The sequence below is a fragment of the Enterobacter sp. SA197 genome (assembly GCF_054131575.1).
In genome coordinates this window covers 4,461,895-4,477,504 of sequence record NZ_CP096393.1, presented here as the reverse complement: position 1 = coordinate 4,477,504, position 15,610 = coordinate 4,461,895, and the positions used below count along the sequence as shown (strand labels likewise).

The window sequence follows — 15,610 nt, the reverse complement described above, 5'->3', positions numbered from 1 at the left end:
TATGACAACTCTCTGGCTTGCCTCCGGTTCCCCACGTCGTCAGGAACTGCTCACCCAATTGGGGGTGAGTTTCGAACGTATCATCCCCGGTATTGAAGAGCAGCGTCGGGCGCAGGAGAGCGCCCACCATTACGTGCTTCGACTGGCCCGTGAAAAAGCGCAGGCAGGTGTTGCGATGGCCACGCGCGACCTGCCGGTTCTGGGGGCCGATACCATTGTGATATTTAATGGTGAAGTGCTTGAAAAACCGAATGACTCCTCGCATGCTGCTAAAATGTTACGACAACTCTCCGGTCAAACCCATCATGTGCTGACCGCGGTAGCGCTGGCGGATCGCCAGCATCTGCTGGATTGCCTCGTGGAAACGGAAGTGACTTTCCGTGCGTTATCTGACGATGACATCGCAAACTATGTGGCGAGTGGCGAGCCGCTGGATAAAGCCGGGGCATATGGAATCCAGGGGGCTGGTGGCTGTTTTGTCCGAAAAATTAATGGCAGTTACCATGCCGTCGTCGGTTTGCCGCTGGTGGAAACGTGGGAACTGTTGAGCAACTTTAACGCACTTCGCGAGGGAAAAAAGAATCATGACGGCTGAATTGTTAGTCAACGTAACGCCATCAGAAACACGCGTGGCTTATATCGATGGGGGGATCCTTCAGGAGATCCACATTGAACGTGAAGCGCGTCGCGGGATCGTAGGCAATATCTACAAGGGTCGGGTAAGTCGGGTACTTCCTGGAATGCAGGCGGCATTTGTAGATATTGGCCTGGATAAGGCGGCGTTTCTTCATGCCTCGGACATTATGCCCCATACCGAATGCGTGGCAGGCGAAGAGCAGAAGAACTTCACGGTGCGTGATATCTCTGAGCTGGTGCGTCAGGGCCAGGATCTCATGGTTCAGGTTGTCAAAGATCCGCTGGGGACCAAAGGCGCGCGCCTCACTACCGACATCACGCTTCCTTCCCGCTATCTGGTGTTTATGCCCGGCGCATCACACGTGGGTGTCTCTCAGCGTATTGAAAGTGAAGCCGAGCGTGAGAGGCTCAAGAGGGTCGTGGCGGAATATTGCGACGAGCAGGGGGGATTTATCATCCGTACCGCCGCCGAAGGCGTGTGTGAAGACGATCTCTCTTCGGATGCCGCCTACCTCAAGCGCGTCTGGACGAAGGTGATGGAGCGTAAAAAACGCAACCAGACACGCTACAAACTCTACGGTGAACTGGCGCTGGCGCAGCGTGTTTTGCGTGATTTTGCGGACGCCCAGCTTGACCGTATTCGTGTCGACTCCCGCCTGACCTATGACATGCTGCTGGAATTTACCGCCGAATATATGCCGGAAATGACCAATAAGATTGAGCATTACAGCGGCCGTCAGCCCATCTTTGATCTCTTTGACGTTGAAAATGAAATTCAGCGCGCGCTGGAAAGAAAGGTTGAGCTGAAGTCGGGCGGTTATCTGGTCATTGATCAAACGGAAGCCATGACCACGGTGGATATCAATACCGGTGCCTTTGTGGGGCATCGTAATCTTGACGACACCATTTTCAATACCAACATCGAAGCGACGCAGGCCATCGCCCGTCAGCTACGTTTACGTAATCTGGGCGGGATCATCATTATCGATTTCATTGATATGAATAATGAAGATCATCGTCGCCGCGTGCTGCACTCTCTTGAGCAGGCGCTCAGCAAGGACAGAGTAAAAACCAGCATCAACGGTTTCTCACAACTGGGCCTGGTTGAGATGACACGTAAACGCACGCGCGAAAGCGTTGAGCACGTGCTCTGCAATGAGTGTCCAACCTGCCACGGGCGCGGCACGGTGAAAACGGTCGAAACCGTCTGCTATGAAATCATGCGGGAGATTGTCCGTGTACACCACGCTTACGATTCCGATCGATTCCTGGTCTATGCTTCTCCTGCGGTGGCTGAAACCTTAAAAGGTGAAGAATCCCATGCGCTGGCTGAAGTTGAGATCTTTGTTGGCAAGCAGGTCAAAGTACAAATTGAACCGCTCTATAATCAGGAGCAGTTTGACGTGGTAATGATGTAAAACCCAAGACGGGTTTCAGACGTTTTGCTGACAAGGAGAGGTGCGTGAGGCGATTGCCGGGGATTTTGCTGCTTACAGGGGCAACGCTTATCGTTTTCGTGGCGCTGTTAGTCAGCGGCCTGCGTCTTGTGCTGCCTCATCTGGACAAATGGCGCCCTGAAATCCTTGCCAGAATCGAGGCGCAGGCCGGCGTTGCCGTAAAGGCGAATTATCTGCATGCCAGCTGGGAGAATTATGGCCCTAATCTGGAGGTGCGTGACGTCAGCGCCGCGCTGAAAGATGGGGGCAGTCTGTCGGTTAAACGCGTCACCCTGGCGCTGGATGTCTGGCAAAGCCTGCTGCATATGCGCTGGCAGTTTCGCGATCTCACCTTTTATCAACTGGCGGTGCGCACCAACACCCCTCTGCAACGTAACAACGACGGCGACAGCATTGAAACCAATCGCATCAGCGATCTCTTTCTTCGTCAGTTCGATCACTTTGATCTGCGCGACAGTAGCCTCAGCTTTCTCACCCTTTCAGGCCAACGGGCCGAGCTCTCAATTCCTCAACTGACGTGGCTTAACAGTAACGACAGACATCGTGCAGAGGGTCAGTTAAGTCTCTCCAGTTTGACCGGCCAGCATGGTCTGATGCAGGTTCGTATGGATCTGCGTGACGATAATGGCATTTTAAATAATGGCAGGTTGTGGCTGCAGGCCGATGACATTGATGTTAAACCCTGGCTGGGGAAATGGATGCAGGACAACGTGGCGCTGGACTCCGCCCGTTTCAGCCTGGAGGGGTGGCTGACCCTCAGCAAAGGAGATGTTGAGAGTGGCGATGTCTGGCTGAAAAAAGGCGGCGCCAGCTGGCAGGGCGATAAAAAGGTGCACCAGATGACGGTGGATAATCTCACTGCCCATATCTCGCGTCAGCAGCAGGGATGGCAGTTCGATATTCCACAAACCCGTATTACCCTGGACGATCGCCCCTGGCCTGAAGGGGCGCTGGCGTTTGCCTGGGTCCCGGCGCGAGAAGCCGGTGAGTCTGCCGGGAGCCGTAGTGATGAACTACGGGTACGCGCCAGCCGCCTTGAGCTCGACAGCCTGGAAGGCTTACTGCCGATTGCCGAAAAGATTTCACCGGAGCTGGGCAACATCTGGCGCACCATGACGCCATCTGGGATGCTGGAAAAACTGGCACTCGACATTCCGCTTCAGGCTACGGATAAAACACGTTTTCAGGCGAGCTGGAAAAACATCGCCTGGAAGCAGTGGCAACTCCTGCCTGGCGTTGAAAACCTCGCCGGTACGCTTTCCGGTAGTATGGAAAATGGTCGCGTAACGGTAGAGATAGCCCAGGCAAAAATGCCTTATGCCACGGTTTTTCGTGCCCCTCTGGAGATAGAAAAAGGTGTTGCCACGCTCAACTGGCAGCGAGATGCGCGCGGGCTGCAACTGGACGGGCGCAACATAGATGTTCAGGCCAATGCCCTTCGCGCTCGTGGTGACTTCCGCTATCTGCAACCGGCGGGTGATGAACCCTGGCTGGGTATTCTTGCCGGCATTAATGTCAGCGACGGGGGACAGGCGTGGCGCTATTTCCCGGAAAATCTGATGGGCAAGGCGCTGGTAGATTACCTGAGCGGCGCGATCCAGGGCGGGCAGGCGGAAAACGCGACCCTGGTATATAGCGGTAACCCGAAGCTGTTCCCGTATAAGCACAATGAAGGGCAGTTCGAAGTGCACGTGCCGCTGCGTAATGCGACCTTTGCTTTTCAGCCCGACTGGCCTGCACTGAAGCAGTTCGATATCGAGCTTGATTTCATCAATGATGGGCTGTGGATGAAGACGGACGATGTGGCGTTAGGAGGCGTAAAGGCCAGCAACCTGCGCGCGGTTATCCCGGACTATCTGAAAGAAAAATTGTTGATTGATGCCGATATCAAGGGGCCGGGTAAAGCCGTAGGACCTTATTTTAAAGAGACGCCGTTGAAAGACTCGCTGTCAGCGGCGCTCGATGAACTCCAACTCGATGGAGAGGTGAATGCTCGCTTACATCTCGATATTCCGCTTGATGGTGAAATAACCACCGCGAAAGGTGACGTCACGCTTAATCACAATAATCTGTTTATTAAACCCATTAACAGTACGGTTAACGATCTGCGCGGTAAATTTAGCTTTGTGAATGGCAACCTGAAAAGCGAGCCGCTGCAGGCTACCTGGTTTAACCAGCCGTTAAATATCGACTTTACGACCACTGAGGGCGAAAAGGCCTATCAGGTGGCGGTCAATTTAAATGGAAACTGGCAGCCAGCGCGGACCGGCGTATTACCGCAGCAGCTGAATGATGCGCTCCGCGGCAGCGTGGGCTGGAAGGGGAAGGTGGATATTGAACTGCCTTACCGCTCCGGGGCGCACTATGCCGTTGCGCTGGACGGTGATTTAACCAATTTAACCAGCACATTACCCTCACCGATGGATAAGCAGTCGGGCAAAGCCTTACCGGTGAAGCTTAAGGTTGATGGAAATTTGCACCGGTTTGACCTGACCGGTAACGCGGGAAGCAACAATCACTTCAACAGTCGATGGCTGCTGGGTAACAAGCTGACGCTCGATCGCGCTATCTGGACGTCGGACAGTCATACGGTTCCGCCTCTGCCTGATAAAGAAGGCGTGGAGCTTAACCTTCCCGCCCTGGACGGCGCACAATGGCTGGCGCTGTTTCGTCAGGGGGTCGCCAGCAACGTCAGTAACGCGACCTCATTCCCGTCAAGAATCGCCTTACGCACGCCGCTGCTCCTGCTGGGCGGCCAGCAGTGGAACAACCTTAGTCTGGTCTCGACACCTCAGCCTGACGGCTCGGTCATTGAAGCGCAAGGGCGCGAAATCAATGGTACGCTGACCATGCGCGATAACGCGCCCTGGCAGGCGGCGATCCGCTATCTCTATTACAACCCATCAGCAACGGCTGCGGGCGAGAATGACATTTCGTCACCCACTACCCTGTTACGCGATAATTCGCAGATAGATTTCACCAGCTGGCCTGATGTGCAACTTCGCTGCGCGGAGTGCTGGCTGTGGGGGCAGAAATATGGCCGTATCGATGGCGATGTCAATATCAAAGGAGACACCCTGAGCCTGACCAATGGTCTGGTGGACAGCGGTTTTGCTCGCCTGACGGCAAATGGAGAATGGGTGAACCGCACGGGGGCAGAGCGCACTTCTGTTAAAGGGACACTGAAGGGAGAGAAAATCGATGCGGCGATGAACTTCTTTGGTATCACCACCCCGATGCGAAACGCCTCATTTGATGTGGATTACGATTTACACTGGCGCAGCACCCCCTGGCAGCCGAAAGAGGAGTCTCTGAACGGGATCCTTCGTACCCGTTTGGGTAAAGGGGAGATTACAGATGTCAGTACCGGGCATGCAGGTCAATTGCTGCGCCTGTTCAGTGTCGATGCATTGCTGCGTAAACTGCGTTTTGACTTCAGCGATACCTTCAGTAATGAAGGGTTCTATTTTGATTCGATCCGAAGCGCGGCCTGGATTAAAGATGGCGTGCTGCACACGGATGACACGCTGGTCGACGGGCTTGAAGCGGATATCGCAATGAAAGGCTCCGTTGATTTGGTGCAGCGTCAGCTCAATATAGAAGCTGTCGTTGCGCCTGAGATCTCTGCAACCGTCGGCGTCGCGGCGGCCTTTGCGGTTAACCCTATTGTCGGGGCCGCCGTGTTTGCCGCCAGTAAGGTGCTGGGGCCACTCTGGAACAAAGTTTCCATTCTGCGCTATCAGATAACGGGCCCGGTAGACCGACCGCAGATCAATGAAGTGCTTCGTCAGACCCGCACTGAGAAAAAGCAATGATTTGACGGCATCTAAGAATTGCCTCAATCTTCTTATATGACATTTTACTGCCCCACGGGGCGGCAACAACGAGTAGCTAACGATGAGTCTGAACCTGGTAAGTGAACAATTACTGGCAGCAAATGGCCTGAGCCATCAGGATCTGTTTTCCATTCTCGGCCAGCTGACTGAACGTCGACTCGACTATGGCGATCTCTATTTTCAGTCGAGCTATCACGAGTCCTGGGTGTTAGAAGACAGCATCATTAAAGATGGCTCGTATAACATCGATCAGGGTGTTGGCGTGCGCGCCGTGAGCGGAGAAAAAACAGGCTTTGCCTACGCCGATCAAATCAGCTTGCTGGCGCTGGAGCAGAGCGCTCAGGCCGCACGCACCATCGTGCGTGATGCCGGTGACGGGCGTGTGCAGACACTGGGGGCGGTTGAACATAGCGGCCTCTACGCCAGTATTGATCCGTTACAGAGCATGAGCCGTGAAGAGAAGCTGGATATTCTGCGCCGGGTAGACAAGGTCGCTCGTGCGGCGGATAAACGTGTTCAGGAAGTGACCGCCAGTCTGACCGGCGTTTATGAACTGATTCTGGTTGCGGCAACTGACGGTACGCTGGCTGCCGATGTTCGCCCGCTGGTTCGGCTTTCAGTCAGTGTCCAGGTGGAAGAAGAGGGCAAACGCGAACGCGGCTCAAGCGGTGGCGGCGGACGTTTCGGCTACGACTGGTTCCTGAAGGACGAAGAGGGTGATGTGCGCGCCGATGTCTGGGCGAGAGAAGCCGTGCGTATGGCGCTGGTGAATCTTTCTGCGGTGGCCGCGCCTGCCGGTACTATGCCGGTGGTACTGGGTGCCGGTTGGCCTGGCGTGCTGCTGCATGAAGCGGTTGGACACGGGTTGGAAGGGGATTTTAACCGCCGCGGCACCTCTGTTTTCAGTGGTCAAATGGGCCAGTTGGTCGCCTCAGAACTTTGTACCATCGTGGACGATGGCACCATGGCCGATCGCCGTGGTTCCGTGTCTATTGATGATGAAGGCACGCCGGGCCAGTACAACACCTTGATTGAAAATGGCATTCTCAAAGGCTATATGCAGGATAAGTTAAACGCGCGTCTGATGGGCGTTGCGCCGACCGGTAACGGGCGTCGTGAATCTTATGCTCATCTGCCGATGCCGCGTATGACCAACACTTATATGCTGGCGGGTAAATCGACGCCGCAAGAGATTATCGAATCCGTTGAGTTTGGTATTTTTGCTCCCAACTTTGGCGGAGGCCAGGTGGATATCACTTCCGGCAAATTCGTCTTCTCTACCTCCGAGGCTTACCTCATCGAGAACGGCAAAGTCACCAAACCGGTGAAAGGGGCAACCCTGATCGGTTCCGGTATTGAAGCGATGCAACAGGTATCGATGGTAGGTAACGATCTGAAGCTGGATAAAGGTGTAGGCGTCTGCGGTAAAGAGGGCCAGAGCCTGCCGGTGGGCGTCGGTCAGCCGACGCTGAAAGTCGATAACCTGACCGTCGGTGGTACTGCCTGATTTTCGTTTTACATGCCCTCACCCTGTAGGCTGAGGGAGCCCCCACAAATTAATATGAGCACGGAAAGTCCCCTCTTTGGAGAGAGGGTGAGGGTGAGGGGGAACATGCGGCGCTGAGGGGTATTCCGTTCACCTTATGTTCCTTGCTTTTCTGTAGTGCCAGAACCCGTGAACGTGCCAGGGCGGTTCGCCGCCACCGCCCTGGCGACCCGGGCTCCCGGCCAGGAAAATCGCCGCTGACGCGGTCCACGCAGCTTCTCCTTCAGGCTTATCGGGGACGGGCGAAGGAAACGTCCCTGTAAAGTCGCCCTCGCCGCGCATCCCTGCGCGTCGCCCCGGCCTTACGGATACGCTTCGTCGATTTTCAGCCGGACCCTGTCATCGCTTTAACTGTTGTGTTCTCATTGCGCAGTGTTATCGCTGTAATACGTAATATTACTGGGGATTCCTCAGCCTGTAGGTGAGGGCATTACAGCCCACGCCCCTGCATTCCCTGATACAGCTTCGCCACCTCCACAAAATACTCCGTCAGATAGTTTATACAGACCTGTACCTTCAGCGGCAGCTTGTCCTTTTCAGTATAAAGCGCCCATACCGGACGTGGATCGGACTGGTAGCGGGTGAAAAGGATCTCAAGATTGCTTTTATTGATCTCTTCGATCACCCACATCAGCGGCACGTAGGCGATCCCTGCACCGGCAATCAGCCAGCGTGAAAGCGTCATGGGATCGTTGGTGACAAATCTCCCCTGCGGGATCAATCGCGTTGAGATGCCTTCCGGCGCAATCAGCTCAAATTCATTATCCGGGCGCACGCTGTATTCCAGCCATGAATGATTCACCAGATCGGCCGGTTTTTCAGGCACGCCATAGTGCGCCAGATAGCTTTTGGCCGCGCAGACGACCATCGGCATCGCCCCCAGCCGACGGGAAAAGAGGCTGGAGTCCTGCAATGCGCCCACGCGAATGACCACGTCCAGGCCATCGGCAATGAGATCCGGCGCCGGAATGCCTGTCACCAGGTTTATGGAAAGGCCGGGGTACTCTTTCAGCATCTCGGCGGTCATGTTGGCGAGAACATTTTGTGCCATGGTTGAAGAACAACCGATACGTAACGTCCCGATAGGGGTGTTATTAAACGCGTACAGTTGTTCGTGGACATCCTGCACTTCAAAGAGCATCCGCCGACAGCCCTGATAGTAAATTTTTCCGGCTTCGGTCAGACCCAGGCTACGTGTGCTGCGGTTTAGCAGCTTAACCTGCAGCTCATCTTCCAGCTTAGCAACCGTCTGGCTGATGGAGGAGACGCTCATCTGGAGCTGGCGTGCAGCGGCCGTAAAGGAGCCTTGCTCCACCACTTTGGCAAACACCGACATGCGTTTTAATCGTTCCATTATTCACTCTGGCTTAAAAGTGATTTAGATCACATTATATAGATAACAGCATAACAGTTACGTTAATATACTATTCGCTGAATAATTAACGTATCGCTCTCGCCTGGCCTGCTCACTGCTCCGTAGCGGTACGGATAAGAAATATTGTCGCCTGCATTCTCTCTAATCAAGGTCAACATGAGTCTGTTTCCCGTTATCGTGGTGTTCGGTCTGTCGTTCCCACCGATTTTTTTCGAATTGCTTTTGTCACTGGCGATCTTCTGGCTGGTGCGCCGCATGCTAATCCCGACCGGGATTTATGATTTTGTCTGGCATCCGGCGCTGTTTAATACCGCGCTTTACTGCTGCTTGTTTTATCTGCTGTCGCGTCTGTTTGCTTGAGGTAGAAGTGAAAACACTAACAAGAAATCTCTCTCGTACTGCGATTACCGTTGTGCTGGTCATCCTGGCGTTCATCGCTATTTTCCGCGCCTGGGTTTACTACACCGAATCTCCCTGGACCCGTGATGCCCGCTTTAGCGCCGATGTGGTGGCGATCGCGCCTGACGTGGCGGGATTGATCACCGCGGTCAATGTTCATGATAACCAACTGGTTAAAGCAAACCAGGTACTCTTTACTATCGATCAGCCTCGTTATCAGAAAGCGCTGGAAGAGGCCGAAGCAGACGTCTCTTACTACCAGGCGCTGGCAAGTGAAAAGCGTCGGGAAGCAGGGCGCCGTAATCAACTGGGCGTTCAGGCTATGTCCCGCGAAGAGATTGACCAGGCCAACAACGTACTGCAGACCGTGTTGCATCAACTGGCGAAAGCGCAGGCGACCCGCGACCTGGCGAAGCTTGATCTTGAGCGTACCGTAATACGCGCTCCGGCAGATGGCTGGGTGACTAACCTGAACGTGTATGCCGGAGAGTTCATCACCCGTGGTTCGACGGCGGTGGCGCTGGTCAAACAGAATTCATTCTACGTGCTGGCCTACCTGGAAGAGACCAAACTGGAAGGCGTGCGTCCAGGCTACCGGGCTGAGATAACACCGCTTGGCAGCAATCATGTGCTGAAAGGCACCGTCGATAGCGTAGCGGCCGGGGTGACCAATGCCAGTAGCAGTAGCGACAGTAAAGGCATGGCGACCATTGACTCCAACCTGGAGTGGGTTCGTCTGGCCCAACGCGTGCCGGTGCGTATTCATCTTGATGAGCAGCAGGGGAATCTGTGGCCTGCGGGCACAACCGCCACGGTAGTCGTCACCGGCCCGAATGATCGTGATGAAAGCCATGATTCGTTCTTCCGCAAGCTGGCGCATCGTCTGCGGGAAATGGGTTAATTACGATGGGCCTGTTTTCCATTGCCACCCAGCATATTCGTTTCGCTTTAAAGCTGGCCTGCGCCATCGTACTGGCACTATTTGTAGGATTTCATTTCCAGCTGGAAACACCGCGCTGGGCAGTGCTCACGGCGGCTATTGTGGCGGCAGGTCCGGCCTTTGCCGCAGGGGGTGAGCCCTGGTCGGGGGCTATCCGTTATCGCGGGATGTTGCGAATTATCGGTACCTTTATCGGTTGTATTGCCGGACTCGTCATTATCATGGCAATGATTCGGGCGCCGTTACTGATGCTGGTGGTCTGCTGTATCTGGGCGGGATTCTGTACCTGGCTCTCCTCGCTGGTGCGTGTGGAAAACTCCTACGCCTGGGGGCTGGCCGGTTATACCGCTCTTATCATCGTGATCACTATTCAAACCGAGCCGCTGCTGACGCCACAGTTTGCCGTTGAGCGGTGCAGCGAAATTGTTATCGGGATTGTTTGTGCCATCGTGGCCGATCTTCTTTTTTCACCGCGCTCCATTAAGAAAGAGATAGACCGCGAGCTGGACAGCCTGCTGGTGGCGCAATATCAACTGATGCAGCTTTGCATCCGGCACGGTGAGCCCGAGGATGTCGATAAAGCATGGGGCGCGCTGGTTCGTCGGACGGCAGCGCTGGAGGGCATGCGCAGCAACCTGAAGATTGAATCTTCACGCTGGGGCAAGGCCAACCGCCGTCTGGAGGCGATTAACACTCTCTCACTGACGCTGATAACGCAGGCGTGTGAAACCTATCTTATTCAGAACACCCGCCCGGAGCTGATTACCGGCACGTTTCGGGAGCTGTTTGATACGCCTGTCGACACTATTCAGGACATTCATAAACAGCTAAAACGGATGCGTCGCGTCATTGTCTGGACAGGTGAGCGTGATACGCCGGTAACCATTTACAGCTGGGTAGGAACGGCGACGCGCTATCTGCTGCTCAAGCGCGGCGTCACCAGTAACACCAAAATCAGCGCCACAGAAGATGAGGTGCTGCGCCGTGAAGTGGTGATAAAACCCGCGTCGGCGGAGCGCCACCACGCCATGATTAACTTCTGGCGTACTACGCTCTCCTGTGTGCTGGGCACTTTGTTCTGGCTGTGGAGCGGCTGGACATCCGGTAGTGGAACCATGGTAATGATTGCCGTGGTGACCTCGCTGGCAATGCGTCTGCCCAATCCTAAAATGGTCGCGATTGATTTTCTCTTAGGGACGCTGGTGGCGTTGCCGCTTGGTGCGCTTTACTTCCTGGTTATCATCCCCTCTACGCAACAGAGCATGCTGTTGTTATGTATCAGCCTGGCGGTGCTGGCATTCTTTATTGGTATCGAAGTGCAAAAACGGCGGCTGGGCTCGCTCGGCGCGCTGGCGAGCACCATTAATATTATCGTGCTGGATAACCCGATGACCTTCCACTTCAGCCAGTTTCTTGACAGCGCGCTTGGGCAAATTGTGGGATGTGGCCTGGCGCTGCTGGTTATCCTGCTGGTGCGCGATAATTCGCAGGCTCGCACCGGGCGCATGCTGCTCAACCAGTTTGTGCTTGCGGCTGTGTCAGCCATGACCACCAATACTGCCCGGCGCAAAGAAAACCATCTTCCCGCCCTATACCAGCAACTGTTTCTGTTGCTGAATAAATTCCCGGGCGATCTGGCGAAGTTCCGGCTGGCGCTGACGCTGATTATTGCCCATCAACGTCTGCGGGATGCGCCGATACCTGTTAATGACGATCTTTCTGCTTTTCATCGGCAGCTACGACGCACGGCAGATCAAATTATTTATGCCGGCAGCGACAGTAAGCGGCGGCGCTATTTTTCTCAGCTCCTTGCAGAGTTAGACGTTTATCAGGAAAAACTGCATTACTGGGATGCCCCACCGCAGGTGACGGACCCCGTCCAGCGGCTCACCGGGATGCTGCATAAATATCAGCACGCGCTGACCACCCGTTAAACCTGAAACCGACGCGAAAAGCGTCGGTTTTTTTATGGCTATACTTTATGGGAGCTTTTGTAAAACACCGTTCAGGAGGACAAATGACTACGCAGGCATTGCAGGACAGTGAACTGTTTCAGACGGGCTATCTGGTGGATGGCGTCTGGAAAACACTGGATACGACATTTGACGTCTACAATCCGGCGACGGGTGAAGTGATAGCAAAAGTGGCGAAAGCGGGGAAAAAAGAGACGGAAGACGCTATCGCGGCGGCCAGCAAAGCCTTCCCCGGCTGGCGTGCTAAAACCGCCAAAGAACGCTCTACTATTCTTTATCGCTGGTACGAACTGCTTATCGAAAACAAGAGCTGGCTGGGCCGGCTGATGACCACCGAGCAGGGCAAGCCGTTGAAAGAGGCGGAGGGCGAAGTGGAGTATGCCGCCAGCTTTATTCAGTGGTTTGCTGAGCAGGCAAAACGTGCCAACGGTGAAATCATTCCTCCCGCCAAACCCGGCTCGCGTATTTATGCGACACGGGAACCGATCGGCGTCGTGGCGGCGATAACGCCCTGGAACTTCCCGATGGCGATGCTTACCCGCAAACTGGGGCCCGCGCTGGCGGCGGGTTGCACGGGCGTCATCAAGCCAGCCAATAATACCCCTCTTAGCGCATTTGCCCTACTGGCCCTCGCGAAGAAAGCTGGCGTGCCGGATGGCGTGCTGAATGCGGTTGCCGGGACAACGTCTGAAATCAGCGATGCCATTATGGCCAGTCAGGAGGTGCGTAAAATCTCCTTCACCGGTTCCACTGCGGTAGGTAAAACGCTGGTTCGTAACGCCGCCGACACCATGAAAAAGGTGTCAATGGAGCTGGGGGGAAATGCCCCTTATATCGTGTTTGAGGATGCGGATATTGATGCAGCGGTCAAAGGTGCCATTGCCAATAAATTCCGCAATGCCGGGCAGGTGTGCGTGAGCGTTAACCGCTTCTACATTCATGAGTCGGTGTATGAGACCTTCACGCAGAAACTGGCCAGCGAGGTAAACGCGCTCAACGTCGGCAATGGCCTTGATGACGGTGTGGTGGTCGGCCCGCTTATTGAAGCTTCTGCGGTGGATAAGGTTCGGGAACATGTTGAAGACGCCGTCGCGCATGGCGCTAAAGTGCTGGCGGGGGGGAAAGCGCATGAGCGGGGAGGCAACTTCTGGCAGCCTACGGTGCTGGGTAATTGCAGCGAAGGAATGAAACTTGCGAAAGAAGAGACCTTTGGTCCGGTCGCCGCCTGTTTCCGTTTTACCTCTGAAGATGAGGTCATCCAGCGCGCTAATGCTACGCCCTTTGGGCTGGCTGCCTATTTCTATACTCAGAATCTGTCGCGGGTCTTCCGGGTATCTCAGGCATTAGAGAGCGGTATGATTGGCATCAATGAGTGCGCTGTCTCGACGGAACTTGCCCCGTTTGGCGGGGTAAAAGAGTCGGGTCTGGGGCGCGAAGGGTCGGTACTGGGACTGGAAGAGTTCATGGAAGTCAAAACCCTGCATATCGGGGGATTATAAGCGTACGGGGCGGTATCACCGCCCCTTTGGCAGGATGGCGGATAATGAATATCTACACCTTTGATTTTGACGAAATAGATGACCAGACGGCGTTTTTTCGTGACTTTTCCCGCCAGCTATCTCTTGAGGGTAACGAGGTCAGTGATTTGGATTCACTCTGGAACACTGTGACAAACGGGTTACCCTTGCCGGTGGAAATCGAGTTTATCCATCTGCCCGAGAAATTACGCCGACGTTTTGGGGCGTTGATTCTGTTGTTTGATGAGGCAGAAGAGGAGCTGGAAGGACAGTTGCGTTTCAATATTCGTTGACCGACAGGCATAAAAAAGCCCCTGTCATGCAGGGGCAAGTCGTAGGACATTTACGACGAGGGTTTATTTATACAGTTCAGCTGTGGCGTGCCAGGTGTCGCCTTCCTGCAATTCGGTTACGCGATAGCTGGAAGCGCCTGCCCGATCGGCTTTAGCTGACAGTTGCTCACGGATGCTCATGGGTGAACTGGCCGTCTGGGAGATGGAGACACTGCCCATCGGCTGAAGATTTTGTGCCTGGTCGGCGGAGATCTGCGTTGCGGCGCTGGCACCGAATGAGAGCAGAGAAGCCAGACCAAGGGTAGCGATGATAGTGTTACGTTTCATATTCTTTCTCCTTAAATCCCAACGGCGAGAAGGGTTAAACTGCTATTTTTATGCCTGTGCCGTTGAGCGATCTTTCTTAAAGGTACGTTGGTATAGCGGTGCGTCGGTACAGCTTATTTATAGAGTTCAGCCGTGGCATGCCAGTTGTCACCGGTGCGGGCTTCAATGATGCGGTAAGCTGAGGCACCCTGTTGTTCCGCTTTTTTGTTCAGCTCGGCACGCATATCCATGGGTGAAGAGCTAATCCCACCGACGGAAATGGTTCCCATAGACTCGCGATTCTGCGCTTGCCCGGCACCAATGGAGTCAGCGGCAAAGGCGCCAAAAGAGAGAACGGAAAGAACGCTGAGTGCTGCTACAGTAGATTTGATATTCATGATATTTGCCTCGTCACATTTTCTTTTGGAGAGTCTTATTTCGTGACCCTCATCACAAAATCAAGTATACACTAATCACCCGAAAAATTAATACCAGACTAATTATTTCCAATGTAAGTAAGTGGTAAGGAAACGGTTTTTTATATCAAATAATGTATAAAAATGACTTTTTACGCCGTTAAAAACCAATAAAATCATTAGGATATTAGGATTTGATTTTTTGTGCGGAATGATAGATTTGGTGAATGTGATGTAGCGTAAAATCGCACAATGTGTCAAAAAAATGGCAGGGTGATGACAAAACAGCGATGAACAAGAGGAGCCCCTCGCAGGGGACGAGGGGAGAGAAGTGCCGTGTCAGAGCTCTTGTTCGAATAAAACGAGGATAGCTTCGTAAAGCTCTTTTACCGTAAAACCATTGGCTGGGGTGGTGAAAATGGTGTCGTCCCCTGCAATGGTGCCCAGAATTCCCTCTGCTTTGCCCAGAGAATCCAGCAGACGCGCAATAAGCTGCGCCGCGCCAGGGCTGGTATGAATGACCACAACGGCAGAGTTGTAATCAATGTCCAGCACCAGGTTTTTCAGCGGGCTGGAGGTGGTAGGGACGCCGAGTTCTGCCGGCAGGCAGTACACCATCTCCATTTTGGCGTTGCGTGTCCGTACTGCACCAAATTTGGTGAGCATCCGGGAGACTTTGGATTGATTGATATTGTCAAAACCTTGCTCCTGCAACGCTGAAACAATTTCTCCCTGAGAGCTGAATTTCTCTTCTTTAAGTAGGGCCTTAAAGGCTTTAACTAATTCTTCTTGTTTTGCCGAGCTTCGCATAAGTCACCCGTATCAGGTCGTGAAAACTACATTATTATGCATATGGATGAATTTTTATGCAAATAATCTACCGTGGAAAGATCTAAAATACTGTTATTTAAGAGAC

Annotated in this window: 13 protein-coding genes; 9 read left to right on the top strand and 4 right to left on the bottom strand. The window is 53.9% G+C overall.

Annotated elements, in window-relative coordinates:
* Position 1: 1 nt before the first annotated feature.
* The 4 genes from M1D91_RS20920 (at position 2) to tldD (ending at position 7,436) form a co-directional block, all read left to right on the top strand.
* Positions 2-595 (top strand): Maf family protein, encoded by a 594-nt coding sequence (locus M1D91_RS20920; RefSeq protein WP_437431672.1) that lies wholly within the window; start codon positions 2-4, stop codon positions 593-595.
* Positions 585-2,054, top strand: coding sequence for a ribonuclease G (rng, locus tag M1D91_RS20915; RefSeq protein ID WP_437431673.1), 1,470 nt, complete (start codon positions 585-587; stop codon positions 2,052-2,054). Before M1D91_RS20920 ends, rng begins: the two co-directional genes overlap by 11 nt.
* Before the next feature lie 44 nt (positions 2,055-2,098).
* Complete coding sequence (yhdP, locus tag M1D91_RS20910; protein ID WP_437431674.1) at positions 2,099-5,908, top strand: AsmA2 domain-containing protein YhdP; 3,810 nt, start codon at positions 2,099-2,101, stop codon at positions 5,906-5,908.
* A gap of 82 nt (positions 5,909-5,990) precedes the next feature.
* Positions 5,991-7,436, top strand: a complete 1,446-nt coding sequence (tldD, locus tag M1D91_RS20905) for a metalloprotease TldD (RefSeq protein ID WP_437431675.1) — start codon at positions 5,991-5,993, stop codon at positions 7,434-7,436.
* Positions 7,437-7,905: 469 nt separating this feature from the next.
* Here tldD and aaeR read toward each other — a convergent pair whose 3' ends face one another.
* A complete protein-coding gene (aaeR, locus tag M1D91_RS20900; RefSeq protein ID WP_437431676.1) occupies positions 7,906-8,829 on the bottom strand; it encodes an HTH-type transcriptional activator AaeR in 924 nt (307 codons plus the stop codon).
* Positions 8,830-9,006: 177 nt separating this feature from the next.
* Between aaeR and aaeX the strand changes: the two genes are divergently transcribed.
* The 5 genes from aaeX to M1D91_RS20875 all read left to right on the top strand — a co-directional run bounded on the left by aaeX (position 9,007) and on the right by M1D91_RS20875 (position 13,972).
* A complete protein-coding gene (gene aaeX, locus M1D91_RS20895; RefSeq protein ID WP_437431677.1) occupies positions 9,007-9,210 on the top strand; it encodes a p-hydroxybenzoic acid efflux pump operon protein AaeX in 204 nt (67 codons plus the stop codon).
* A 7-nt stretch (positions 9,211-9,217) separates the two neighbouring features.
* Complete coding sequence (gene aaeA / locus M1D91_RS20890; RefSeq protein WP_437431678.1) at positions 9,218-10,150, top strand: p-hydroxybenzoic acid efflux pump subunit AaeA; 933 nt, start codon at positions 9,218-9,220, stop codon at positions 10,148-10,150.
* A 5-nt stretch (positions 10,151-10,155) separates the two neighbouring features.
* Entirely contained in the window at positions 10,156-12,123 is a 1,968-nt protein-coding gene (gene aaeB / locus M1D91_RS20885; protein WP_437431679.1) for a p-hydroxybenzoic acid efflux pump subunit AaeB, read from the top strand.
* Between the two features lie 83 nt (positions 12,124-12,206).
* Positions 12,207-13,661, top strand: a complete 1,455-nt coding sequence (locus M1D91_RS20880) for an NAD-dependent succinate-semialdehyde dehydrogenase (protein WP_437431680.1) — start codon at positions 12,207-12,209, stop codon at positions 13,659-13,661.
* Between the two features lie 44 nt (positions 13,662-13,705).
* Complete coding sequence (locus M1D91_RS20875; protein ID WP_437431681.1) at positions 13,706-13,972, top strand: barstar family protein; 267 nt, start codon at positions 13,706-13,708, stop codon at positions 13,970-13,972.
* Positions 13,973-14,035: 63 nt separating this feature from the next.
* Here M1D91_RS20875 and yhcN (M1D91_RS20870) read toward each other — a convergent pair whose 3' ends face one another.
* From yhcN (M1D91_RS20870) to argR, 3 genes are all read right to left on the bottom strand, one after another.
* On the bottom strand, positions 14,036-14,299 hold the full coding sequence (gene yhcN, locus M1D91_RS20870) for a peroxide/acid stress response protein YhcN (RefSeq protein ID WP_437431682.1): 264 nt from the start codon (positions 14,297-14,299) through the stop codon (positions 14,036-14,038).
* Positions 14,300-14,412: 113 nt separating this feature from the next.
* Positions 14,413-14,676, bottom strand: a complete 264-nt coding sequence (gene yhcN / locus M1D91_RS20865; protein ID WP_437431683.1) for a peroxide/acid stress response protein YhcN — start codon at positions 14,674-14,676, stop codon at positions 14,413-14,415.
* 357 nt (positions 14,677-15,033) lie between these two features.
* Entirely contained in the window at positions 15,034-15,504 is a 471-nt protein-coding gene (gene argR / locus M1D91_RS20860) for a transcriptional regulator ArgR (protein ID WP_437431684.1), read from the bottom strand.
* Positions 15,505-15,610 lie beyond the last annotated feature (106 nt).